At 43.4% G+C, this 23,693-nt stretch carries 25 protein-coding genes; 13 read left to right on the forward strand and 12 right to left on the reverse strand.

Annotation, left to right across the window (positions count from 1 at the left end; translation table 11 throughout):
* The first annotated feature begins 325 nt into the window (after positions 1–325).
* The 6 genes from F6K20_RS03075 (at position 326) to F6K20_RS03100 (ending at position 7,341) form a co-directional block, all read left to right on the forward strand.
* Positions 326–745, forward strand: a complete 420-nt coding sequence (locus F6K20_RS03075) for an element excision factor XisH family protein (protein WP_008181074.1) — start codon at positions 326–328, stop codon at positions 743–745.
* Entirely contained in the window at positions 733–1,068 is a 336-nt protein-coding gene (locus F6K20_RS03080) for a XisI protein (protein WP_008181072.1), read from the forward strand. The genes F6K20_RS03075 and F6K20_RS03080 overlap by 13 nt, the downstream gene beginning before the upstream one ends.
* 924 nt (positions 1,069–1,992) lie before the next feature.
* Complete coding sequence (locus F6K20_RS03085; RefSeq protein ID WP_008181064.1) at positions 1,993–3,492, forward strand: AAA family ATPase; 1,500 nt, start codon at positions 1,993–1,995, stop codon at positions 3,490–3,492.
* Positions 3,493–3,773: 281 nt separating this feature from the next.
* Positions 3,774–4,019, forward strand: coding sequence for a photosystem I iron-sulfur center protein PsaC (psaC, locus tag F6K20_RS03090; protein ID WP_006616272.1), 246 nt, complete (start codon positions 3,774–3,776; stop codon positions 4,017–4,019).
* Positions 4,020–4,159: 140 nt separating this feature from the next.
* Positions 4,160–6,082, forward strand: coding sequence for a glutamine--fructose-6-phosphate transaminase (isomerizing) (glmS, locus tag F6K20_RS03095; RefSeq protein WP_008181061.1), 1,923 nt, complete (start codon positions 4,160–4,162; stop codon positions 6,080–6,082).
* Between the two features lie 1,019 nt (positions 6,083–7,101).
* The gene (locus F6K20_RS03100) at positions 7,102–7,341 is read left to right on the forward strand and encodes a hypothetical protein (protein WP_202799165.1); all 240 of its coding nucleotides are present in this window, start codon (positions 7,102–7,104) and stop codon (positions 7,339–7,341) included.
* Here the strand turns inward: F6K20_RS03100 and F6K20_RS03105 are convergent.
* Positions 7,312–7,947 (reverse strand): pentapeptide repeat-containing protein, encoded by a 636-nt coding sequence (locus F6K20_RS03105; RefSeq protein WP_008181057.1) that lies wholly within the window; start codon positions 7,945–7,947, stop codon positions 7,312–7,314. The genes F6K20_RS03100 and F6K20_RS03105 overlap by 30 nt on opposite strands.
* Before the next feature lie 13 nt (positions 7,948–7,960).
* Between F6K20_RS03105 and F6K20_RS03110 the strand changes: the two genes are divergently transcribed.
* Positions 7,961–8,203, forward strand: a complete 243-nt coding sequence (locus tag F6K20_RS03110; RefSeq protein WP_131826956.1) for a hypothetical protein — start codon at positions 7,961–7,963, stop codon at positions 8,201–8,203.
* 33 nt (positions 8,204–8,236) lie between these two features.
* Here F6K20_RS03110 and F6K20_RS03115 read toward each other — a convergent pair whose 3' ends face one another.
* From F6K20_RS03115 to F6K20_RS03125, 3 genes are read right to left on the reverse strand one after another with little or no spacing between them, the layout of a single operon-like run.
* Positions 8,237–9,589, reverse strand: a complete 1,353-nt coding sequence (locus tag F6K20_RS03115) for a DICT sensory domain-containing protein (RefSeq protein ID WP_008181053.1) — start codon at positions 9,587–9,589, stop codon at positions 8,237–8,239.
* A gap of 57 nt (positions 9,590–9,646) precedes the next feature.
* Complete coding sequence (locus tag F6K20_RS03120) at positions 9,647–11,230, reverse strand: photosystem II high light acclimation radical SAM protein (protein ID WP_008181051.1); 1,584 nt, start codon at positions 11,228–11,230, stop codon at positions 9,647–9,649.
* 32 nt (positions 11,231–11,262) lie between these two features.
* Entirely contained in the window at positions 11,263–11,409 is a 147-nt protein-coding gene (locus F6K20_RS03125; protein WP_154659707.1) for a hypothetical protein, read from the reverse strand.
* Between the two features lie 459 nt (positions 11,410–11,868).
* Here F6K20_RS03125 and F6K20_RS03130 point away from each other — a divergent pair, with 459 nt between their 5' ends.
* A complete protein-coding gene (locus F6K20_RS03130; protein WP_044492458.1) occupies positions 11,869–12,255 on the forward strand; it encodes a DUF1830 domain-containing protein in 387 nt (128 codons plus the stop codon).
* Between the two features lie 339 nt (positions 12,256–12,594).
* Entirely contained in the window at positions 12,595–13,035 is a 441-nt protein-coding gene (locus F6K20_RS03135; RefSeq protein WP_008181048.1) for a DUF4079 domain-containing protein, read from the forward strand.
* Between the two features lie 100 nt (positions 13,036–13,135).
* On the opposite strand, the gene gcvT is transcribed toward F6K20_RS03135, so the two are convergent.
* Positions 13,136–14,293, reverse strand: a complete 1,158-nt coding sequence (gcvT, locus tag F6K20_RS03140; protein WP_287293687.1) for a glycine cleavage system aminomethyltransferase GcvT — start codon at positions 14,291–14,293, stop codon at positions 13,136–13,138.
* Positions 14,294–14,581: 288 nt separating this feature from the next.
* Between gcvT and F6K20_RS03145 the strand changes: the two genes are divergently transcribed.
* Positions 14,582–14,812, forward strand: a complete 231-nt coding sequence (locus F6K20_RS03145; RefSeq protein ID WP_008181043.1) for a hypothetical protein — start codon at positions 14,582–14,584, stop codon at positions 14,810–14,812.
* 266 nt (positions 14,813–15,078) lie between these two features.
* Here F6K20_RS03145 and F6K20_RS03150 read toward each other — a convergent pair whose 3' ends face one another.
* Together F6K20_RS03150 and F6K20_RS03155 are read right to left on the reverse strand one after the other, a co-directional pair.
* Positions 15,079–15,846, reverse strand: coding sequence for an SDR family NAD(P)-dependent oxidoreductase (locus F6K20_RS03150; RefSeq protein WP_008181041.1), 768 nt, complete (start codon positions 15,844–15,846; stop codon positions 15,079–15,081).
* A 131-nt stretch (positions 15,847–15,977) separates the two neighbouring features.
* On the reverse strand, positions 15,978–16,553 hold the full coding sequence (locus tag F6K20_RS03155) for a Uma2 family endonuclease (protein ID WP_008181039.1): 576 nt from the start codon (positions 16,551–16,553) through the stop codon (positions 15,978–15,980).
* On the opposite strand from F6K20_RS03155, the gene F6K20_RS03160 reads away from it, so the two are divergent.
* A complete protein-coding gene (locus F6K20_RS03160; protein ID WP_287293689.1) occupies positions 16,534–16,719 on the forward strand; it encodes a hypothetical protein in 186 nt (61 codons plus the stop codon). The genes F6K20_RS03155 and F6K20_RS03160 overlap by 20 nt on opposite strands.
* 117 nt (positions 16,720–16,836) lie before the next feature.
* On the opposite strand, the gene F6K20_RS03165 is transcribed toward F6K20_RS03160, so the two are convergent.
* The 5 genes from F6K20_RS03165 to F6K20_RS03185 form a co-directional block, all read right to left on the reverse strand.
* The gene (locus F6K20_RS03165; protein ID WP_287264694.1) at positions 16,837–17,451 is read right to left on the reverse strand and encodes a hypothetical protein; all 615 of its coding nucleotides are present in this window, start codon (positions 17,449–17,451) and stop codon (positions 16,837–16,839) included.
* Between the two features lie 122 nt (positions 17,452–17,573).
* Positions 17,574–18,332: a nucleotidyltransferase domain-containing protein gene (locus tag F6K20_RS03170; RefSeq protein WP_008181036.1), complete on the reverse strand. Its 759-nt coding sequence runs from the start codon at positions 18,330–18,332 to the stop codon at positions 17,574–17,576.
* A 6-nt stretch (positions 18,333–18,338) separates the two neighbouring features.
* Positions 18,339–19,256 carry a nucleotidyltransferase domain-containing protein gene (locus F6K20_RS03175; protein ID WP_287264696.1) on the reverse strand — a complete coding sequence of 306 codons (918 nt, stop codon included), beginning with the start codon at positions 19,254–19,256 and terminating at the stop codon, positions 18,339–18,341.
* Between the two features lie 67 nt (positions 19,257–19,323).
* Positions 19,324–19,791: a helix-turn-helix domain-containing protein gene (locus tag F6K20_RS03180; protein WP_287264697.1), complete on the reverse strand. Its 468-nt coding sequence runs from the start codon at positions 19,789–19,791 to the stop codon at positions 19,324–19,326.
* Between the two features lie 384 nt (positions 19,792–20,175).
* On the reverse strand, positions 20,176–20,709 hold the full coding sequence (locus tag F6K20_RS03185) for a helix-turn-helix transcriptional regulator (protein ID WP_008181031.1): 534 nt from the start codon (positions 20,707–20,709) through the stop codon (positions 20,176–20,178).
* A 248-nt stretch (positions 20,710–20,957) separates the two neighbouring features.
* On the opposite strand from F6K20_RS03185, the gene F6K20_RS03190 reads away from it, so the two are divergent.
* Together F6K20_RS03190 and F6K20_RS03195 are read left to right on the forward strand one after the other, a co-directional pair.
* Positions 20,958–21,131, forward strand: coding sequence for a hypothetical protein (locus F6K20_RS03190; RefSeq protein WP_287251348.1), 174 nt, complete (start codon positions 20,958–20,960; stop codon positions 21,129–21,131).
* A 401-nt stretch (positions 21,132–21,532) separates the two neighbouring features.
* Positions 21,533–23,693, forward strand: a 2,161-nt coding sequence (locus tag F6K20_RS03195) for an NB-ARC domain-containing protein (RefSeq protein ID WP_287293691.1), incomplete at its 3' end; no start/stop codon positions are given.

A 23,693-nucleotide genomic window follows, 5' to 3' on the forward strand; every position in this document is an offset into this window, starting at 1 on the left:
TAGAGGCAAGAGGAACCCACCCCTAACCCCTCCCAGGAGGGGAAGGCAAGAGGCAAGAGGCAAGAGGCAAGAGGCAAGAGGAACCCACCCCTAACCCCTCCCAGGAGGGGAAGGCAAGAGGCAAGAGGCAAGAGGCAAGAGGCAAGAGGCAAGAGGTAAACAATCATGTGTACCTCATTAGGATATAAAGCGCTATAGTCAAAATCTGCCGGTTTGTGTAACGTTTTATTTCAAGATTCCAAATTTATGCTTGTGACCAATACCTAAAGCGTGATCAAGCTACCATGGAGATAGCCTTGAGCATCCCAAGAATGAGCTACTTTTAATGGCAAAGGATATCTACCACGAAACCGTGAAAACGGCTCTGATCAAAGACGGATGGATGATTACTAACGATCCCCTAGCATTAGCTGTTGGAGAGCGAACCGTTTACGTAGATATGGGCTCCGAGAAACTTTTTGCAGCAGAAAAAGATTGGCGACGTATTGCAGTTGAGGTAAAAAGTTTTATTCGTCCTTCTCCTGTACAAGACCTAGAAAATGCCCTTGGTCAATATGTGCTTTATAGAAGTTTGTTAAAAGAATCGATTATCCATCGAGAACGAACATTATATCTAGCGATTCGCAATGCAGTTTACTTAGATTTTTTTCAAGATAAAATTGCTCGAATTGCTATTGAGAGCAATCAGTTAAATTTGCTAATTTTTGAGGCCAACGGCGAGGAAATAGTGCAATGGATAGATTAGATGAGTATTCCAGATTAATTCGAGAAATTCTAGAGCGTTACGCTCGGATTAGTTACAGTCACGGAGATATCCAAAGTTATGCGATTGCCGATACTCTAAACAATCATTTTATGCTCATGGTTGTTGGCTGGGATGGCAAACGTCGAGTCCACGGCTGCATTACCCATGTTCAAATTATTGATGGAAAAATCTGGATTCAACGGGATGGTATCGAAGATGGCATCACCGAAGAACTAGTAGCTGCAGGGGTTCCCAAATCAGATATTGTGCTAGGGTTTCACCCACCAGAAGTTCGTCCCCATACTGGTTATGCGATCGCGTAGCGTGACCAAAGGTCAATCCCTTAACTCGCAACAGCTATATTGCTTTTTAAGCCAAGGCGTTCGCTTAGCGTGGCCATAGGCCAATCGCTTTTTTCACTGGTTATCAGCCAGGGGGTATTTCCAACTCTCATATCAATCCCGCTTCGTCTTATTTCAAGCCAAACTTTGCCCTCCCTGTAACCCATTGCCCTATCCTTAAAACAGATGAAGGGATTGAAATTTTACGTAAGGATTCAGCGGTCAGCCGTCAGCTGACGTAACAGAAATTAAACCAATGCTTACCTGTTTTATTCAAAAGCACCTCAAGTAGCACCATCTGTAGCGCATGAGCTGAGAGCTGAGAGCTGAGAGCACCTCAAGTAGCACCATCTGTAGCGCATAAGCTGAGAGCTGATAGCTGAGAGCTGATAGCTGAATGCTTACAATTTTACTAGTTGACAATTTAATAAAAAAAATGGTATAATCAAGGAAAATTAAATACATTTAATATCTATATAATTGCCAAATAGCTAATGAAAAATACTGCTAATTTTTCATAGCTAAACGCTATATAGTAATCAGATTTATGAAAAACTGAAATGGCGATTGGTCTACGGCCACGCTACGGTAACGCATTAGCTCATTGCTCAATGATAGTACATTTGTATTAAAATGTTGCTCCCTAGCTCCTGTTTTCTAATCACCATCCATTTTTGGTCTCAAAATTTTTAGCCAGTCAATTTTTAGGCATTACTCTTGGGTTAGTAAGTTGTAAGGTAATGTCAACCATCTGCGCCCAAACTTAAGTCAATACCAAGCCATCGGCAATTTCGAGAGTCTGCATCTTGACCCAAAGTTGCCCCTCAAGACTAAAATCATCTTGAGCGATTGACTTTTTGGCTCCTTGCCCCAATGGTGAAATTGTGAACCCCTTGATGAAGAGCAATGAGTGAATCTGAAAACCCCAATAACCTTCCCCTTCCTGAGTCTACTACCGAAATGGATAACCAGGATACTAAGAAGCAAGATCAGCAGCAGACCGACCATAACCCAAAAATGCTCAGCTTCGCACCAGTACCTGATGATTTCACGATAGTATCTGATGATATAGATAATCTTATTGAACAGTCAATACTAGAACAGACTATAGAATCACTCCTTACCACCATGGCATCATCAGTTACAGAAACGGATACTGATGGCACTGATGATACTGATACCACTGATATTGACACTGAGATAGCTGATGTTTCTGAGGAACAGTTAGCCAAGGATGGTGAATGGTTTGCCTTAGCCCAAAAACTGAGCTTGGACAATCATCGCTTAAAGCAGCAAGTGACTCAGCTGCAGCAAGCACTCCAGGAAAAACAGCAGGAGTTAAACGGACAAGCTAAGCAATTGCGAGAGTACGACAAACTCCTGTCCACAAAAGATCTGGAACTCAATACAGTTCAAGACCAATTAACCCGTTTGTTCCACACTCTAGAATCATCCCATCAATCCGGTCAACGCCAGCAAATTTTGGTCGAAACCTTATCAGAACAGTTACAAAGCTCTCAGGATCAAGTTGCCAGACTCGAACAGGACTATTCCCAAACCCAGCAGCGCTACAACGAACAATCTCATCAGCTGGTGCAATTGAAAGATACCTGTCGAGAACTTAGAACCCGTCTATACCGACAACAACAGCAAACCTTGCAATTTAAGGTAGCCTTAGAAAAGTGTCTGGAAATGCCTGCCTCTGAGAGTTCTGTGGTACAACAGCAAGAGAGTCGGAGCATCATTGCTCAGCAATCTCTGCTACAAAAAGCCCAGCCCATTAGACCCTGGTCTGCTGACCCAGAGTTATTTGCAGAAGAATTTATTTTCAGCAGTACTGGTAATTCTCCTGCCCAGTCTGAATCTACCACAGAAGCATTATCGGTTGACAGCAGCCAACCTAACCAAACTGATCCTATATCCCCAGCAGATGCCTTAGGTCCAGGGCAAACTCAGGTAATCTCCCCTGAAAATGTGACAGCCAAAGAGTTAGAAGTAGCACAACAGTTAATTGAACAAATGTCTGCCCTGGCAGAGGAATTTGGGTTGTCCGAGTTGCCATCAGAGTGGGCTGATACCAAAGTCGATGGCACATCAGAACTAGAAACCACACTAGAAACCGCTAACTTAGATGAATCTGACCAAACCGTTGAATTGACTAGTGACCTTGAGGAAACCAGTAGGTCAGAGCATACTCAGACCTTGGAGCCTGAAGCCAATCCACCGAGTGAGGAATTGCCAGAAGATATCATAGAGGCTGAGTCAAAGTCAAATCAAACCAATGACGTATTTCCGTCTCACGGTAAGTCGCCATCACCAGTACTCTATCCCCTACGTCCCTCCAAAGGGCGCAAATCCTTAGCGTCTATTGAATTACCAAGGTTTCCCCGTTATCGTTCTTCCTGAGGTTGACCCATAGATTAGGTTCGATGACACAATAGTTTCACATACTGATATATTAAAGAATTTAAAGTTCTGTAACCTCTGGCGCAAGACTATCAAAACCCTGCGGTAAACTAGCCCTTGATCCTTAAAATTCCCTGTCGTTTGCCTCAAACGCCGACAATACGAACCTAGGCAAAGATAATCCTGGTGGAATCATCGGGAATATCCCCAATTTTCCCAAGGAGACAGGTAAGCGGTTTTTCCGCAATGTCCGATAAAAAAATGTAGGAGTTCTTAAATCAATGTCTCATAGCGTTAAAATTTACGATACCTGTATTGGTTGCACCCAATGTGTTCGGGCTTGCCCTCTAGATGTATTGGAGATGGTTCCCTGGGATGGCTGTAAAGCTGGTCAGATTGCCTCTTCTCCTCGTACAGAAGACTGTATTGGTTGCAAGCGGTGCGAAACTGCTTGTCCTACTGACTTCTTGAGCGTCCGGGTTTACCTGGGAGCTGAAACAACTCGCAGCATGGGCTTGGCTTACTAAGCATTAACAAGCGCAATCTATCCGATGTTGACGGTTGACTGTTGATGGTCAACCGTTGACGGTCAACCGTCAACACAGGACACTCCACTCATAGCATGGCTATAGTTTGAGTATTATGCTTACTTACTAAACTCAACACTATGTGTGGAATAGTCGGCTATATCGGTCCGCAAATCGCTACAGAAATTTTAATGGCAGGATTAGAGAAACTCGAATATCGGGGTTATGATTCTGCTGGGATTGCTACAGTTTCGGAAGGGGATGTTCATTGTGTCCGTGCTAAGGGAAAATTGCACAATTTGCGCGAAAAACTGGTACAAATCGAAAACCAGGCGCGGATTGGCATTGGACACACGCGCTGGGCAACCCATGGTAAACCGGAAGAGTATAATGCTCACCCCCACATGGACATGGCAATGCGGGTGGCAGTGGTACAAAATGGCATTGTTGAAAACTACCGGGAATTGCGGGAGGAATTGATCCAGCGGGGACATGAATTCCGCTCCGATACCGATACAGAAGTTATTCCCCATCTAATTGCTGAGTGTTTACAGCAAAATTCTGCTTCTTCCTCTTCGTTCTTTTCTCCTTTCCTAGAAGCAGTGCGGCAAACAGTGAATCGATTAGAGGGAGCTTTTGCCCTAGCTATCCTTTGTGCTGACTATCCTGATGAATTGATTGGAGTGCGGCAACAGGCTCCTTTGATTATTGGGTTTGGTCAAGGGGAATTTTTCTTTGGCTCAGATACCCCAGCATTGTTACCCCATACCAGGGCAGTATTGAACTTAGACAATGGGGAAATCGCACGGTTAACTCCCCTAGGGGCAGAAGTTTACGACTTTGAGGGTCGTCGCTTGAATAAGTTCCCCCGTACCCTCAGTTGGAATCCCTTTCAAGTGGAAAAGCAAGGATTCCGACACTTTATGCTTAAGGAAATTTATGAGCAACCAGGGGTAGTGCGCAACTGTTTCGAGCGGTATCTCAATAGTCATTGGCATGCTAATCCTACAGAGGCAGAGGCAGAGGCAGACCTGGCTAATTCCCCAGTTCAGTTAGGCATACCAGAGTCACTGTACGGGGATGTAGAACAGATTCAGATTCTGGCGTGTGGGACCAGTTGGCACGCTAGTTTGGTGGGTAAATATTTGTTGGAGCAGTTGGCAGGAATTCCCACCATGGTGCAGTATGCATCTGAGTTTCGTTATGCACCAGGTCCGTTAACTAAGAATACCCTAACCATTGGGGTAACTCAGTCTGGGGAAACTGCTGATACCTTAGCAGCACTGGAGATGGAAAAACACCGTCGCAGTGGATTAGACCCTCTCTATCAGCCCCGACTCCTGGGAATTACGAATCGACCAGAAAGTTCTTTGGCTCAGTTGGTGCCTGATGTGATTGATACCCAGGCAGGTATTGAAATTGGGGTGGCGGCCACTAAAACCTTTGTGACCCAGTTAGTGGCCTTTTATTGTCTAGCGCTAGAGTTAGCTTACCGACGTAATACTCTCGCCCCTGAAAAAATTCAAGCAATTATGGCAGACTTACGGCAATTGCCTACTCAGATTGAGCAAGTGCTGGAAAGTCAAGAAAAGTATATTGAAGAATTAGCCCATGAGTTTGCGGAAACCCAAGACTTTATCTTTGTAGGACGCGGGATTAATTTTCCGATTGCTTTAGAAGGGGCGCTGAAACTTAAGGAAATTAGCTATATTCATGCTGAAGGCTACCCAGCTGGGGAAATGAAGCATGGTCCGATTGCTCTGCTGGATGCTAAGGTGCCTGTGGTTGCGATCGCAATGCCTGGTGCTGTCTATGAGAAGGTAATTTCTAATGCTCAGGAAGCTAAGGCTCGGGATGCTCGGTTGATTGGGGTGACACCGAGCAATGGCAAAGAGGCGATGGATATCTTTGATGATTTGTTACCTGTACCAGAAGTCGAGGAGTTGCTTTCACCAATTCTGGCAGTGATTCCGTTGCAGTTGTTAGCCTATCACATTGCGGCAAGGCGAGGATTGGATGTGGATCAGCCCAGGAATTTGGCGAAGTCGGTGACTGTGGAATAGATTTTTTGTTGACTGCTGAAGGGTGTTCGCCTAGCCTGGCCTTTTGGCCAAGGTTATTTAGGGCTGGCTGCATGAATGCAGAAGGCATACCCGACAAGGCTTTCAAGCCTTTTTTCCCAAAACAAGTGCAAGGAATAGGCATCTTGTCGCTCAAAAACCTGGTACTTTTGTCGGAAATCCCTGGGTTTTCTTGGGAAACCAAGGGGTGAAACTCAGATTTCTCAAGCTGTGTAGCCTCTAAAGTCGCTTTGTAGACTTATTCAGCAAGCCCTATTTAGTTGAAGGTTATTTGGTTGAAGATTGAAGGTTGAATGTGAACGCGTGGCCAAAGGCCAAGGTTATAGGGTTGAACGCGCACCCGTGGCCTTTTGGCTAAGGTTACAGGACTTACGCAGTAACACTACCTTTAGGGTGCATTACCTCTAGTGGCGTGGCACAGCTAAAATAGTGCAATAGTTTTTTCTGCTAAACCCTTGTTAAAAGTAGATTATGGTATTTTTCTAAAGCAACATTTAAGGTATGCCACGCCACTAGGGTGAATTAATAACGTACCCTACTAAACTAATTTGTTCTAGGATTAAACTTACCGACTGGTTAGCATTGGTAAAGTTGAGCAAAAACATGACCGTTACCAAAATTATTGGGTTTAAAGCCCCGTCCTTATAGGACGGCTTTTCTTTTAGACTTCGTATTGAAAGTTTACACTAGATGTGCTATTCTAAAATTATAAGCAATAGACTTTTGTACCAGCTAGATACTATCTAAACATAAGTAGGCAACGTAAAAAATATGTAGAGCGTACATATTGCGTAATTGGGTCTAACGACTTAAATGTCTATGAAGAATTTAGATAAAAAAGTATCTAGTTAAATAGATAAACATAAAGGTACGGTGGGGCACACCGAAACCTAGGTCAAAGACCAAATACGCTTGTGGAGAGGAGACCTCTATTTTTCCTGGCTCCGGCCTGGTTAAACAAGTCACCCCGTGGAAGCAAGAATCCCCGTCCTTCCAGGGCGGTGAGTGTCAATATACCCATCAAAGCTATCCAACTCACACCCGGTAGTGTCATTACTATAGATAACCTTAAATGGCAAGACTTTGAAACAATTCTTGAGGAAATTGGGGAAAAGCGACAAGTGCGGCTGACCTACTATCAAGGAAATTTAGAAATCATGTCCCCCCTTGCCATTCACGAAAGACCCCAATCGATTACCCACTATTGCCAATTATTTCTCAGGCACACAGGTTCCCACTAAACAAGCTCGATCCAAATTAACACCACTCAAAGAAGCCCCATCCATCTCAGCACAAAGCAAATTCGCCCCACTGAGATTACTACCAGATAGATTAGCTCCACGGAGATCGGCCTCTTCCAGATTTGCTTCACTTAAGGTTGCCCCTTGTAAATCTGCCTGAGACAAATCGGCTCCCTTCAAATTGGCACTATTAAGATTAGCTCCTCGCAAATCTGCCCCTCGCAAATCTACCCCTTGCAAATTCACCCCCATCAAATTGGCACCACTTAAAAAAGCACCGGTAAAGGAAGCCTGACTCAACTTAGCCCCCATCAAATTAGCGCCTCGGAGATTACCACCCCGCAAGTCCGCACCACTCAAATCCGCCTGCATCAAATTAGCTCCTAGCAAATTCCCCCGCAAGTCAGCAGATTCGAGTTTGGCACCAATTAAGTTAGCACCATCGAGACGAGCACCATTCAAATTAGAGCCAGAGAAATTTACCCCCACAAGTGTTGCACCAGCAAGATTAATTTTTTCCAATTGGCTACCGGAAAGATCCTCATCTTCCAAATCTGCTCCTGGCAGTTGCTTTACTTTCCCCGCCCGAATTGCTTCAATTTCCATCAACCAGATAACCTTGGCCAAAAGGCCACGCTACGCGTTCAACTGTTCATCCTTCACCCTACCCTACACCGGACCCCTGGGCAAGAACAACCTTGGCCAAAAGGCCACGCTACGCGAACAACCCAATAACCTTCAACCCAATAACCTTCAACCCTCAACCTTGGCCAAAAGGCCACGCTACGCGAACAACCTTCAACCTTGGCCAAAAGGCCACGCTACGCGAACAACCTTCAACCTTCAACCTTCAACCATATAACCTTCAACCATATAACCTTCAACTTTTCTTCCTTCATCCTTCAACCGTTACTCTTTCCTCAGATAAGGAATCAAGCAACCACATTCCTGAAGCAATTTTAGGCTGATTAGCCTGCAAACTCATACCCTGCTGCATTCCCATCACTATCAGTCCCAGGGTTTCCACCAGTTTAGGGTCAAACGCTTCCCCTGACAATGCCTGACAGCTTCTTAGGGCAATAGACAGAGCATCCTCCTCAGATTCATGGGTATTGAGTTGCTGCTGAAAATAGGCCATCAGCCTCAAAATCCTCGATTCCAAGGGAATATTATCGTAAGCTAAGCCATCCGGTTGTCCTGAACCATCCCAGGATTCGGTTTGATGGGTAATAATGTTAGCGACAGCCTGTAATCGAGGCATAATCCGTAACACCGATCCCCTCGGAAGAGATTCCTGCTTCTCGATTACGTCTTTCTGAGCAGCTGACTTAGGGGGTAGTTCTATGTTAACCCCCTGCAAGGGGGATAGACGGTGCAAGAGTGCTGCCAGACTTAAACGTTTCAGTTGCCATGCTGGTAAATCCAGCAACTGCCCGATAGTCTCACACAAGGTTTTTACCTCAGCGCCAGCATTGGGATTGACAGCATCCGCTTGGTCAATTAGCTGGGCCATACGCAAGAAAGCCTGCATTTCATTAGAAACCAGGTTATCGTCTAACACCTGAACATGGCTAGGGGAGGTATGGGAAGGTAACTCTTGTTGACCCTTCTGAAGATAGTTCACGACCCGATTCACCACTGCCCCAATATAGTCTCGTGGCTTGGTGCTTTCGATAATCTGTTGAAGTTGTGCAGTTAAGCTGGCTTGCAAGTCTGGCTTATATTTACCAATGTGAGCGATCGCAAACTCCACTGTCTCCCTGACCAAGTCTGGCTCAAATGTCCAGAATCCGTAGAATTTGCGCTCTCGGTCTTGCTCTGGCAGTCCTTGAGTGCCATAATCCGACTCAGATAATTCTTGACATAACACCATTGCTGTGTATGTCTCGGAAATAATAATCAAGTGCCACTCTTGAGCTACAGGATCGGAGGAATCTAAACTAACTAGGGCAACATTCGACCGCTGGCTGGTGGGATGTTCAGCAAAGCCAGTATCTGGTGCTGCTAGGATTACCACCTGAGATGATTTTACCGCTATATCGCCGTAGCGTTCAGCTTCCTCAAGATACCATTGGCCCCGCTGGAAGGCCGTAATCATTAGTGGAGCACTGTCGGACTCTAGGATAAAGTCTTCTAGGGCATGGCACAGCGATACTAAGGTATTTTTGTAATAAACTCCAAAGCTTAAAGGTTTTTTGGTGCCGCGATGGGCTTGTTCTAGTTTTTGTAATATCGAACCTGAGCGCATGGTTACTAAAAAATTGTTAATTAAATTTTGTTAATTAAATTTTGCCATTTCACCTTTCTATTTACTTAAACTGACCAGTTGTTTTTCTTGGCGTTTATTTGCTACTATTGGGGCAGTGAGGGCTGCTTCTAATGGAGCGACTCCTAGTCTTTCTTCAAGGATTTTCATCACTTCACGGCCAAAATCATTGGAATTTTGCCGCCAAGCTTCCAGACAAACTTCACCAAAGAAAGACCCTAGGGGTTCGGGATTCCATAGGAGTTTCTTAGCTGTCCAGGGCATCAGACTCATGGGATCATAGTCCCGATTGAGCATAGTTTTGTCAAAGGCGTACTGTTCTAAATGGGTATGGGGTTGTAGACCAATGAAGAAAATGGCTGGTTCGACTTTATCCCTACCAAATATTTGCTCTAGTTCCCGGTGATAGGCAATAGTCTGGCGAATGGTGTCAAAGGTTTCATCGATTACATTGAAAGAATAGTTGACGGAAACTAGGTCATTGAAGCCCGCTGCTTTTAAATCACGACAGTTTTGCAGTACGGTGCGTAGGTTATAGCCCATGCGCATTTTCCGCACCAGTTCCTGAGAACCACTGGTAATCCCGATTTCAAAGTAATTCATCCCGGTTTTTACCATCAGGTCGCATAATTCTGGGGTGAGATTGTCTGCCCGAATGTATGCTGCCCAGTTAATGTCGCTCATTCCAGCATCAAGGATTTTCTGCAACAGTTCAACGGCATCACCAATGAATTTTTTGGCAGGAATGAACTGGGCATCAGTGAACCAGAACTTGCGGATGCCTCGGTCATAGAGTTGGCGCATTTCTGCGACCACTTCATCTGCCGGGTTAATCCTTACCTGTTTGCCTTCTACAACGGTATAGATACAGTAGCAGCAGTTATGGGGACACCCACGCTTGGTTTGAACTCCAATGTAAAAGTCGTTCTGTTGGAAGTAATAATCAAAGCTGGGCCAGATGCTTTGAATATAGTCGTAGTTGCAAGCAATTTTTTCAATGGGAGTGGGAGACTCATGGATCATGCGATCGCGTGGTTTAGCTTCCCCTACCACATAACAGCGCTGATCATCGAAGTTCTGACCCAGGAGAATTTTCGTGAGTAAGGTTTCCCCTTCTCCAACGGAAACGATGGTTCCAGTTGGCAGTTTATTTTCCAACTGCTCATAGAATACACTAACTGCTCCACCCCCCACAATCAAGCGAGCGTCTGGGTTATATCGTTTAGCCCGTTTGAGTCCTTGTTTGATTAACCCCAAGTTCCCCCACAGTTCGCCATAGTAAGACGCCGCTAAACGCAGACCCCCCAACGCTCCCCGTAATTTCACCAAGGGATTGCGAGCATAGTAAAACTCAAAGGCATTTTGGAGCGGGTTACCACCCCTACCACCCACTGGAGCATAAATTTGAATGTCGCGCCAGGAAAATACCAACAGGGTTGGTTTAAATTGGTCTATCTCAGTATCCAAGGCGCTGGCAAAGTCTAGAGGAGGTACAGTTCCCAAGTCAAAAATGCGCTGTTCTACACCCGGGAACTGTTTATGAACATGGTCAGCTAAATAAACCACCCCGATCGGAAAGATTGGATTACACGGAAGGCGAACATATAGTATTTTCTGTTCCATTGGTAACTGTTTATAGTAATGTTTTTTTGTTATTATAAGTTTTTTTTATCAGTAAGGTTAGTTTGGGTTATTCTTGACCAATTCCGATCGCCTTTGGCGCGGGCAAAGCCCATCGCGTAGCGTGGCCGTTCGCGTAGCGTGGCCGTTCGCGTAGCGTGGCCGAAAGGCCAAAAGGCCAATTAAGCTCAAGATTTCAAGCCAGATCTATACCCAGAGTTATAGACAGATTTATCTACCGCCATTTTCTCTACTTTGAGACTACGGCGGGCAGAAGCTACCAAGGGTGGGCAACAATTATGAAATTGGTTTTTACATATCTTAACTTTACCAAAATTAGGGATTTACCTCAACCTTATGGTAGTTTTGTCTATAGGGATCAAAAATCAGCATCAAGTCATCTAATAGAGTAAAGTACTATAATAGGCTTTATAGAATGAGCATTAGACCTGATTTATACTGAATATCGCTAAAAAAAGCAAATAATCCTAAATAATACCAATAATTAGCATACTGACGCGGTTTTGTCGGTGATAGGCTGAGGTAGACTTCAATAATTAGTAGCCATGTTTACAGCTCGCCGGGATCATAAATGCTACCTTGGTGTTTGTAATAAATTAACCTTTAGAGAATTAATAGATATGACACAAATTTTTGATCCTATTCCTTCAGATAGCCAAGATTCCGTTCTGTGCTGCTATGTGAACGCCACTAGCCAGATCCAGATTGCTAGAATAACGAATATACCTAACTGGTACTTTGAAAGAGTTGTTTTCCCAGGGCAGCGCTTAGTTTTTGAAGCACCGCCACAGGCTCTTCTAGAAATACATACAGGGATGATGGCAAGTGCCATTCTCTCAGATACTATCCCTTGTGACCGCTTATTGGTTAGCCAAAGTGGTAATGCTTATGGCTATCCTGTTTCCGCCGAATCAGCCCAACCTGCCGATATCAAGCCACATCCAGAAACAGTTGATAGTCAAAGAGTGTTCACTGAAAAATTGCCTACCCTGGTTAGCGCGGTCTAGTTACTATCTCTATACGTTGGGGTTGCTTACAACAGGAGCAACCCCTTTTTCATTGGTTGAAGGTTGTTTGGTTGAAGGTTGTTTGGTTGAAGGTTGAAGGTTGTTTGGTTGAAGGTTGAAGGTTGTTTGGTTGAAGGTTGAAGGTTGAAGGTTGTTCTTGCCCAGGCGTCCCTTGTCAGGTAGGTTGAGAGTTCAAGCTAAATAGGCTATAGTGCTAGACTTGTAACTTGTCACTTGGTCTGTAACCATAGCAAGGGTAATTCAAAAGTGAACAAGAACAGATCTTGAGATTCTGTTCCATCACCCCATCACCCCATCACCCCATCACTCCATCACCCTGTGAATCTGCCTTCTTTTCTCTGGCTCTGGAAAATTGCTGCTTGGTCTATGGGTTTATCCCTCTTTGCCTATGTACTCCTGGCAATCACCGGCAGCATTGTGTTTTCTCAACGTCACTCTGGACGTCCACGACCGACTTGGTTACGCCCTCTGCACTACATCATTGGTTGGATCATGGTCGCTCTAGTCTTGGTTCTGCTGGGGATTGGTTTAGTAGGTACCATCGGCCATTACGGTCATCTAGGCCATTCAGCCCACTTAATAGCTGGATGGTCTGTGGTAGCACTGGTATTACTCTCAGCCTTTAGTGCTACCCAAATTAGCCCTCAAGAACCCTTAGCAAGGGCTGTTCACGTTGCTACTAACATTGCTTTGCTAGTGGGATTTACCTGGGTTTCCCTTACTGGTTGGGAAGTTGTGCAGAAATATATTAGGCATTAGTCATTTGTTAATTGTTAGTTTCGATTTTAAATTTATCGAAAGTTTAAAGTTTAAACTTTTAACTTTAAACTTTAAAGTTATCTGTCAGGGATGGATAGCTTTACTTTGCCGATGGACGATTTTGAGAGCGATAAAAAGGCTTTTTGACCACAACGGCGGGATAGGATTTACCCCGGATTTCTACTTCCAGCTGCTGTCCAACTTTGCCCAACTTTCTGGGAACATAGGCTAGTGCGATCGCATTTCCTAAGGTTGGTGCTAATGTACCACTAGTAACAACTCCTACCACCTCACCATCAGCTAGGACTGGGTAACCATGGCGAGCAATCTGCCTTCCTTGCATCTGGATCCCAACTAGCTTGCGCTCGATCCCCGTTGCTTTTTGTTGCTCTAGCACCGAGCGTCCGATGAAGTCTCCTTTGCTATCAAGATGCACTAGCCAACCTAACCCAGCTTCTAAGGGTGTCGTGGTATCATCAATATCTTGTCCGTAGAGTGCCATAGCCGCTTCTAGGCGCAAGGTATCTCTGGCACCTAAACCACAGGGAGTGACACCAGACTCTAAAAGTTTGTGCCACAGCTCTATGCCGACATCTGGGTCTAGCATCAGCTCAAATCCGTCTTCCCCTGTGTAACCGGTTCTAGCAATAAATGCCGGTTTCCCCAACACCGTTGCCTCTAGATGTCCAAATGCTTTGACTGGTGCTAAGGCTTCTTTGACAAATGGCTGAAGATGTGATATTGCCAATAGTCCCTGTACTGCAATCAAGACTTTTGATGTTGAGAGGTCTTGTAAGGTAACTGAGTCAGCATCCAGGTGAGCTAACAACCAGTCTTTGTCTTTGGTGCAGGTTGCTCCATTAACAATCATCATCCCCCGCTGCTCCCCAGACTCCTCCTCACCTTGGTAGTAGAAGATAATGTCATCAATGATTCCACCATTCGGATTTAACAACACCGTGTATTGAGCTTGACCCGGTTGCAAGCGGGTTAAATCCGAAGGCACTAGAGACTGCAATTGCTCCCGTAGTTGCTTACCATTAAAAGCAAACTTACCCATATGGGAGATGTCGAAAATTCCGACAGCAGTTCGTACTGCAGCATGTTCTTTTTTCAATCCGCTAAATTGTACTGGCATTTCCCAACCGGCAAAAGCTGTCAAGCGGGCATTTTGTGCTACCACCTGGTCAAAGAGGGGAGTGCGAGCCAGTTTAGGGGTTTCGGATTGGGACTCTGGAGATCCTGGGGAATTGGCCACGGGTTTTAATAATGGTGTTCAGTTATCAGGTTAGTGTACCATCTATCTGCTATTATCAGATGCGTTCCCGTAGCGTGTGCGTAGCACAATGTGGAATGGGCATCTTGCCCGTTTAGCACAATGTAGAATGGGCATCTTGGCCGTGTAGCACAATGTGGAATGGGCATCTTGCCCGTTACAATTTCGCGTTTTTTTAACAACAGTTGCTAAACAGTTAGTAAATACGCCCCTTTTAAATTTATCACTGTTAAGGTACTATATTATCTTGGTAAAGACTATCCCACTAATATGAACAAGAAAGTAATTTGGTATATCAAATCTCAAGTTGGAGTTCTGCTTTTTCCCTTAGGTTTATGCTTATTTGGAGAAGCCGTTTCTAAAAGAATTGAAGGAGAGCCTTGGTTTTGGTTAGGAACCTTAAGCTTAGTTGTGATTAATGCCGGGATTGGTTTGATGATTGAAAGCGGATTGATATCCGGTTTTCCCAGAGATAAGGTGGCCAAAGACGACTCAAACTAGTCAGTTATCAAGACTGAATTAAGTTTTTATGTAAGCATATGCGCTACTTGAGGTGCGGTCAGCGGTCAGCGGTCAGCGGTCAGTGGTCAGTGGTCAGCTTAAAATCAACCTTTTTCCTCAGATTAAACTAATCCTTACCTGTTTTATTCAAAAGACTTTCGTGACTATTAAACTAATCCTTACCTGTTTTATTCAAAAGCTGATAACTGATAGCTCATAGCTGATAGCTCATAGCTGATAGCTCATAGCTGATAGCTTACAGTAGTTTACCAAGGTAACTCGCTTCCATCCCAGGAGAAAAACTGTCCACTATCCCCTTTATCCAGCTTTTCGATCACCGCCAGTAGTTGAGTAACAGTACGCTCTACTGGGAATAACTTATCAGCAGGTACATTTTTTTGAAAGGGTTTAGAAAGGCGCGTATTGGTTGTACCAGGATGCAAGGTAACAACGATAGTTTGAGGACTTTTTCTACTGTATTCAATTGCCACTGTTCGCATAAACATATTTAAGGCTGCTTTCGATGCTCGATAGCCATACCATCCTCCCAGTTGGTTATCACCAATACTGCCAATTTTGGCAGAAATGCTAGCAAAAATACTGCGATCGCTATGACGGAATAATGGTAATAAATGTTTAGCCAGCAGCACTGCTCCAATACTGTTCACCTGGAAGTAACGGATCAAGTGTTCTGAATTAATCTGTTTCAGGCTTTTTTCTGGTTGTAAGCTGCCGTCATGAAGCAATCCAACACAATTAATCACTAAGTGGAGTTTGTCTATCTCTACACTGATTTGTTTGACAGCTTCAGATACTTGCAACTCGTCGGTAATATCCATCGATAGACAAACTAATCGATTAGGATAGTTGTTTTCAAGCCCAATTAATTCCGAACTAGAATCACGGTTACGATAACTGCCATAAATCTTGGTAAACGTTTCATCTTGCAGCAATTGTTTGACAAAAGCCAGACCAATACCTCCGCTGGAACCGATAATTAAGGCATTGGCATTGTTAATTCCATCTATAGACATTTATTAGGGCTCCGCGCAGGGAGTAGACAGTAGGGAGTAGGAGAAGTTTGGGAAGTTTAGGGACATAGGAGAGATTTTTATTAAGGGTAATTATCCGGAGATAATTTTAAGGTTTATCTTAACAAACAACATTAGCTCAAAATTTGTGATAAATCTAGCACGAATCCAGACAACACATCCTCTCCTGACAAGCTGCTCGGGGATTCCAAAACCTCCCTATCCTGCCCAGGGCGATAAATTGCTACCTGTTGATTTTGAGGGTCAATTAACCAACCTAGACGTACACCACAGTCCATGTACTCTTGCATCTTTTCCCGCAACGTCTTCAGGTTGTCATTAACAGAGCGGAGTTCCGCCACAAAATCAGGAGCCATTGGTAATAATTTATCAGGATCCCGATTAAGTGCTTCTAATCTTTCTACCCTTACCCAGGAGGCATCAGGAGAACGATTGGCACCATTAGAAAGCGTAAAGCCCGTTGAAGAATCAAACACTAATCCGGTTCCATCACTATCAGCCCAATTACCCAAACGTTGCGTCAGTCGGCTATTCCGGTTTCCGCTTTTCCATCCCGTTGGTGCCATGATAATTAGTTCTCCCTTGCTGGTACTCTCAAGACGTAAATCTTTATTGTCCTGACAGAGTTGGAAGAACTGTTCATCTGTTAGTTTAATCGTGGGAGCTAAGTTGAGAATAAGAGCAGTCATAATTGATAATTATAGCAATTTCGGGGAGATAGGGAATCGGGAATCGGGAATCGGGAATCGGGAATCGGGAATCGGGAATCGGGAATCGGGAATCGGGAATCGGGAATCGGGAATCGGGAATCGTAGTAAAGAGCTGGGAGTATTTTTTGATATTATACTAAATTAGCGTAAGCTATCAGCTATCAGCTATCAGCTATCAGCTATCAGCTATCAGCTATCAGCTATCAGCCAAAGGCCAACGGCTGACCACTGACCACTGAACACTGACCGCTGAATGCTTACCTTAGGGTTTAAAAGTACCCACTGAAATATCAACACTAACTGGGTCTTCATTATCCACTAAACCATCGCCATTATCATCCCAAACAGAGGTCGCGAAAAAACCGCATATAATATCGATTTCCTGCTCAGAAACTCTCAAAAATAGAGACCCCTGTTTAGTCGCGCATTTAAATTCTGCTTTCTGGACTAGCTCTGGAGCCTTTGTTCGTAATTGAGGCAATACTTTCTGGCACTGTTGGTCAGAAGTAGAGCAAACTAATGGCTTCACAAACGTAGAATCATTGGCTACTAAGGGCAAAACCCCTAACCATGTACCAGTGCGACTGCCATTTCCTATAGGTTTATCCCAACAAAAAAAGCTGACTCGCTGGGGTTGTCCTTGATTCTGAAAAACCTTTAAACTTAAATGTTTGCTATCACTACACTCCCTTTCCCATTCAGCTATTTGTTCAGGAAAACTATCGCCAAGGTCAGCTAAAACTTCCTGACATTGGCGTTCGCTACAATCCCCTGCTACGTTCCGAGGCTGGGTTTTATCTGCTGGGGTTTCACTACCACAAGCAAGCACAACGAAACCAACCATAACACTAGGAATTGCTAATCCTTTTAATCTCATGTCACAATTGCGAATAGTTATTATAGAGTTTCCTATAAATTTTATTCCCTGCTCCCTATTCCCTGCGCCCTATTCCCTGCTCCCTATTCCCTGCTCCCTGTTCCCTTTGCTATATAGCAATTTCAATTTAAATTTGCCATCCTCAATCTACAGAGCAAATCATTCAAAGCATCCTTAGCTGATGGTGCTTTTGGTAACCAACTAGACTCAGAAGCTTCCTCTAATTGACTCTGTAGACGACTATATTCTCCCTCATGAAATTCAATATTTGTATCTTCCAATACAGACTTTTCTGCTCCTGCTAGCTTTCGAGCAATTAAATCTGGAATATAAGGTAACTGGAACACCTGATTGAGCTTAACCAAGTTAGCTTCTATTTCGCCAGTTTTCATTAAATGGATACCAGTCAACAGCGCCCGATAGACATAAAGCAAAGGTTTGACCCGACATGGACTCATCTTTTGAAACAGTTTCCATTGAGTTCGGGAAAATCCTAGATAGTGATGGGCATGGTAGCAAGTAATGCATTGTTTTGCGATCGCTTTTAATTCCTCATGCTCCGGTGTAGTATGAATCACTAGGGGTGAGTACAGCTGCTCTAAGACATAACCATTCTTTTTCAGCAGCATCTCAAAGAACTTTTTGATATCGTGAGTGACTAGATCCAGTTCTATGGAATCCCGAATTTCCGAAACTTCAATCGTTTCCGGTCCCGGCTCTAGTCCTATAACTTTCTGTACTGGCAGAATGTGACTACCACGCAAATCATAATCAGAATCTGGTGAAGGGAAACCATACAAATGCGCTCCACTGAGGGTAGCGAATAACAGTGGATGGGGTTGAGTATAAATTACAGATAGTAGTTTTTGGTTTAAATTCATATATAACTAAACCATACTTTGACGTGCTTTAATCAAAAACCCATTAGCTGCTTCATAATCCGGACGTTCTGGCAAATTGGTGTTAGCAAAAGCAGTATCAAACTCTTGATGTAAACTCAATCGCCAAGCCGTAACCTCCTCCCATGGCATTTCATCCCGACGGATGGCTAGGAGTTGTTGCCGATACTCCTCAACTTTAACTGGTACAAACCCCTCTTTCAAAACTGTGATACCTGAGAGCAATAAACGGATTAAGTGCATAGCATGTTTTAATCGAACTGCTCCTTTAGTCCGAAAATCTTGCTCCATTTTTTTAAATTGGGACATCACATACCCATTATAGGTTTGGTAAACCAACTTAGACAGAAAAATATCTCGAATAGCTAGCAATTCCTCTGCTAGAGGAGTGGCTGTTTCCACTAGTGGTGTGTAGAGACATTCCAACACATTTGGATTAGCCTTCAGTGCCAAAATGATAAACTTTTGAAGCTCCCAGTAGCACTCCTGAGTCTCGTGCTTTTCTAACTGTTCCGGAATCCCATACAGTGACCAGTGAACCACAGCTGGTGGCAGGTAAATACCCCGTCTGTCTATATCAGAGTTTTCATCATCGAGACCAAATGCTCTCGACCCTACTACACAGCGGTAGATAACATGATCATATAAATTTAACTCTGTGAGTAAGTCTTCCGAGAGCTGTAACCCTTCTTTTTGGAAGTGTTTACGAATACTAAATTCATGGCGACGTAGGGTAACTTCCCTATCATCAGGCAAACGCACCCGATAGGCATGGGAATCATCTGTTGGTGCCTTGACTATTACACCGACTGCTCCTTGTACACATAATGTTTCACCCGCAGAGTTTTTAGCAGCCACACGAGTTACCACTTGGGTACCGACTGGCAAGATTAAGTGAGGATTCATTTGTTATAAGTTTTTTGTATAAACCCTAATATTAAAATATTATAGCATTCTTAAGTAAGATGTAAAACTAGGCTTGATTGTAAATACGATTCAGTATTTTATCCAATAAATCTGGATCTTTATAAGGATTATTTTTTTTTGATTCTTCCCAACTCATCCTGGCTTCAGAAAGTAATTTATAATAGCTAGTTGGGGATTTAAAAACTACATTATATTCTTCAAGTAAATAACCCTCTAATTGCTCAAAGTTACATCTATATCGTTTTTTTATCCAAGTGATAACTTCTTTTTTTTCTTGTTTATTTAAATAGCCTTTACCCCCTTTGTAAGATAATTTTAATCCTTCTACACCCGCTGAATTAAATTTTTGTTTCCACTTACTAATGAAGCTCTTTGATACATTTAATGATTCGGATATTGCTTGATAGTTCCAGCCTTGTATGGCAAATTTTACAGCTAGCGCTCTTTTTAATTCTCTTGAATCTGGATTACTATTAATCCACTTATCCAACTTTCGGTTTTCTTGATTTGACATAGAGTTTTTATCCCATATTTTTTAAATTATTAATTTTTTTAAGTAAACTTATAGCAATTATCATAGCTATGAGGTACAAAATTTCGGGATTTTAGGGAACAGGGAACAGGGAACAGGGAACAGGGAAGAGAGAACAGGGAACAGGGAAGAGAGAACAGGGAATAGGGAATAGGAATGCGCTGCATCAAAACAGGGAATCAACGTCAAAAAAGACTGTACCTCATAACTGCAATCAACGCTATATAGTCATAACTTTATTCGTTGAATTATAAATTAAAAACCTGAACAAATTTAAATTTATTTTCTACCAATACCTACTCCATAAAACCAATTAATAAAGTCCATCAAACAAGTATTGCTATATAATAATGGTGATGCCTATCATTATTTTTGTTTAGCGTAAATATTTTTTAGGTGCTTCTTAACCGTATTGATGCTGATAAATAGCTGCTGGGCAATTTCTCGGTAAGTAAAGTTGGCTTTTTTAAGTGACCATATTTGCTCTTCCCGGGGCGTTAAGCCATATTTTAGAGCATCAGTGCTAGCGGAAATTTGATAAGATTGATTTTGATCTTCTAGGGTTACTAAGAGGTAAGGTTCTGGAGATAACTCTAACGTTAACCATCTAACCCTAACCCGAAAGTTAACTGACTTATCCACTTGAATTTCAGCTTCGATAATTAGTTTGCGATCGCAAAACCACTCACGACTATCAATTAATGATTCGCAAACTCGCCAAATTGGGTCAGGGATAGAATTTATCTGTGACCTACCTTGAGTGATTTTAGAACACATTCGACGTCCACACTCATTGGCATGAAACCAATCTTGGTTAGTAGTTAGAATCAGCACCCCATCCACAAACCCCTCAAGGATTGCTTGGATCAGTAATGGGGGTTCTGACCTTGTTTGTGCCATGACTACTTAAACCTGAATTACACATTATCCAGAATTCCGGATTTGCCCAGGCTGTGCTAGACACAGTTTTGGATCAGGTTTGGATCACCTCGTGATCACAACAGATGATCCAAAATTGGCACTTGACAATTTGTATAATAAAGTATAATAATTTTGAGCTCTCAGCTGGCTCTAATTTGAATTATTAAAACATCAAGTAGCAAAGCATTGTGAACAGGATTGTGAAGAGGTTTCCTGAGGTGCGACCAGTGGCGAATTTAATTCTTAATGGGTCTTGCGCACCTAAGTGTTGGTGGGATATTGTGACTGACTTTGGCAGTATGTCTACTGACAGAGGCTCCGATTGCACAAGCGCGGAAGCTGAGGCCGTAGGCCACGCGGAAGCGAACGCTTCATCGCCTAGGGTGCCCGTAGCGCATTAAGATTCTCTGGGTCGCGAGGATGTTTGAGAAGTACCAAATGTTGGTAATAAGCCATCATAATCCCAAATCTTAGGGACTTTGTACTAACTTACCCCCTTGCTTTGGGGGGTTAGGGGGGCCTTTCGAGTCGGATCCAACATCTTTAAAATACCCTCTTAGACCTGGAATATGCCTAAGGGTGTTTGCCAGAGTTGACCTGCGATTCCCTTGAGCTTAGGTTTTGCTTCGATTTGAATATAGCATTTTTATTTGAGATGTAAACAGCGGACCCGTCGAAACAGGTAACTTCGGCTCAGGGAACAGGGAACAGTAGGAAAGAGCTCCAAAGAGTTTTTGATGTTATGAGAAATCATCAAGATTGTTCATGACCTATTTGTAAATCCTATAGCTGAGGTGAGATTTTGCCATCTTTACAAGCGTCTCGACAGGGAAGACTAACAATTAAACAGTATCGAAACCGAAAGGGATGGACGATAGAGGATCACAGATGGCTGGTCGAGGCGAGTAAGATCTTAAATCCAGATATCGACTGGGCATCCTCCGAGTATGGGTTGCAAGAAATCTATGCTCCTGGTGTCTCCCTAGCTACTTGGAAACGCTTCTTGCAAGGAAAGCCGATTAATGCCCAAGTTTTCCAGGTATTTTGCCAAGTTTTAGGACTTAACTGGGAATATGTGATTGAGAACAGCCTCCCTAAGTCCTCAATCCAGAAGACAACCACTAAAATCCCCTCAAATCGAGTAGATTGGTCAGCAGCGCCGGATGTGCCAGTTTTCTTTGGACGTACCGAAGAATTGGCTACCTTAGTGCAATGGATTCTCCAGGATCGTTGCCGAGTGGTGGCAATTTTAGGAATGGGTGGAATTGGCAAAACTGGACTCTCTTTGAAGCTAGGTAAGGGTGGAATTGGCAAAACTGATCAGTCCCTCAAGCTAGATCATGGCATTCAGGATGAGTTTGAGTACGTCATTTGGCGTACGCTACTTAATGCTCCTCCCATTATAAAAATTCTCGAAGAGCTGATCAAATTTCTCTCCAACCAGGTAGAAAGCAATTTACCAGACACCATAGATGCTCAACTATCACGACTACTTCACTATTTGCGTGAGCATCGCTGTTTGCTAATCCTGGATAATGTAGAGTCAATTATACAAGGTGGTGACAAGGCTGGGCAATATCGAGAAGGATATGAGGAGTATGAGCAACTGTTCCGAAAAATTGGAGAAGTCTCCCATCAAAGCTGCTTGTTGATCACCAGCCGAGAGAAGCCCCACGCCATTGCCAGACTTGAAGGCAAAACACGACCGGTTCGTTGCCTGGAATTAAGCGGTTTTGATGTGGTAAATGGCAAGAAAATCTTTAATTCCATTGCCTCGTTCTCTGGTTCAGATCAGCAATGGCAAGAACTGATTGAATTTTACAACGGTAATCCTTTATCCCTAGAAATTGTTGCCAAGCATATTGATGAAGTATTTTTGGGTAATATTGGCGACTTTTTAACAGAAGGAAAACCAGTCTTCGATGACTTTCGTGAAGTGTTAACCTGGCACTTTGAGCACTTGTCAGACCACGAACAGGAAATTCTGTACTGGTTGGCAATTAATCGGGAAGCTGTTTCCCTTGCCCAACTCCGAGAGGATATCCTCTCACCAGTGGCTAAACAACATTTACCAGTAACACTGCAATCCCTGCAAAGACGTTTACCTTTGGAAAAAAGTTCAGCAGGCTTTACCCTGCAACCTGTGCTGATCGAGTACATGACTGAGAAAGTCATTGACAAGGTTAGTCAGGAAATACTCACCGATAAAATAGCTCTGTTTAATTCTCATTGTTTGCTGAAGGCTTTGGCAAAACAGTACATTCGGGAAAGTCAATCCCGTCTGCTCCTCAAACCATTAATCGATCAGCTAATCGCTAGTTTGAGTAGTCAAAGTTGTCTTGAGGAAACTCTAAATAATAGTCTTTCGAAAATAAGAGAAAACTTGGTGCCAAGGGTAGGCTATGCAGCCGGTAATATCCTTAATCTGCTCTGCCAACTTAAAACTGATTTAAGGGGTTATGATTTTTCTAATCTCACTATTTTGCAAGCTTACCTTCAGGGGGTAGAGTTGCTAGATGTAAACTTCGCTAATGCTACCATCGCTAAATCAGTTTTTACTCAACCTTTTGGTAGTATTTTGTCAGTATCATTTAGCCCCGATGGCCAGCTTTTGGCTGCAGGTGATAGCATGGGCAAGATTCATCTGTGGCAAATTGCTGATAGTCAATACCGTTTAACCTTGAAGGGACACACCAGTTGGGTATGGTCTTTGGCCTTTACTAGGCTAGATGATGGTAACAGTGAAGAGACTCAGATTTTGGCTAGTAGCTCTGAAGATCAAACCGTCAGGCTCTGGGATATTGCTACCAGTCAATGCCTCCACACCTTGCGAGGACATAGGAGTAGAATATGGTCAGTTGCTGTCAGTGGAGATGGCACAATTGTTGCTAGTGGCAGTGGCGATAAAACCGTTAGAATCTGGGATGTTAGTACCGGTGAATGCTTGAACATCTTGCCAGAGA

Source organism: Moorena sp. SIO2C4, assembly GCF_010672485.1.
Classification (GTDB): Bacteria; Cyanobacteriota; Cyanobacteriia; order Cyanobacteriales; family Coleofasciculaceae; genus Moorena; species Moorena producens.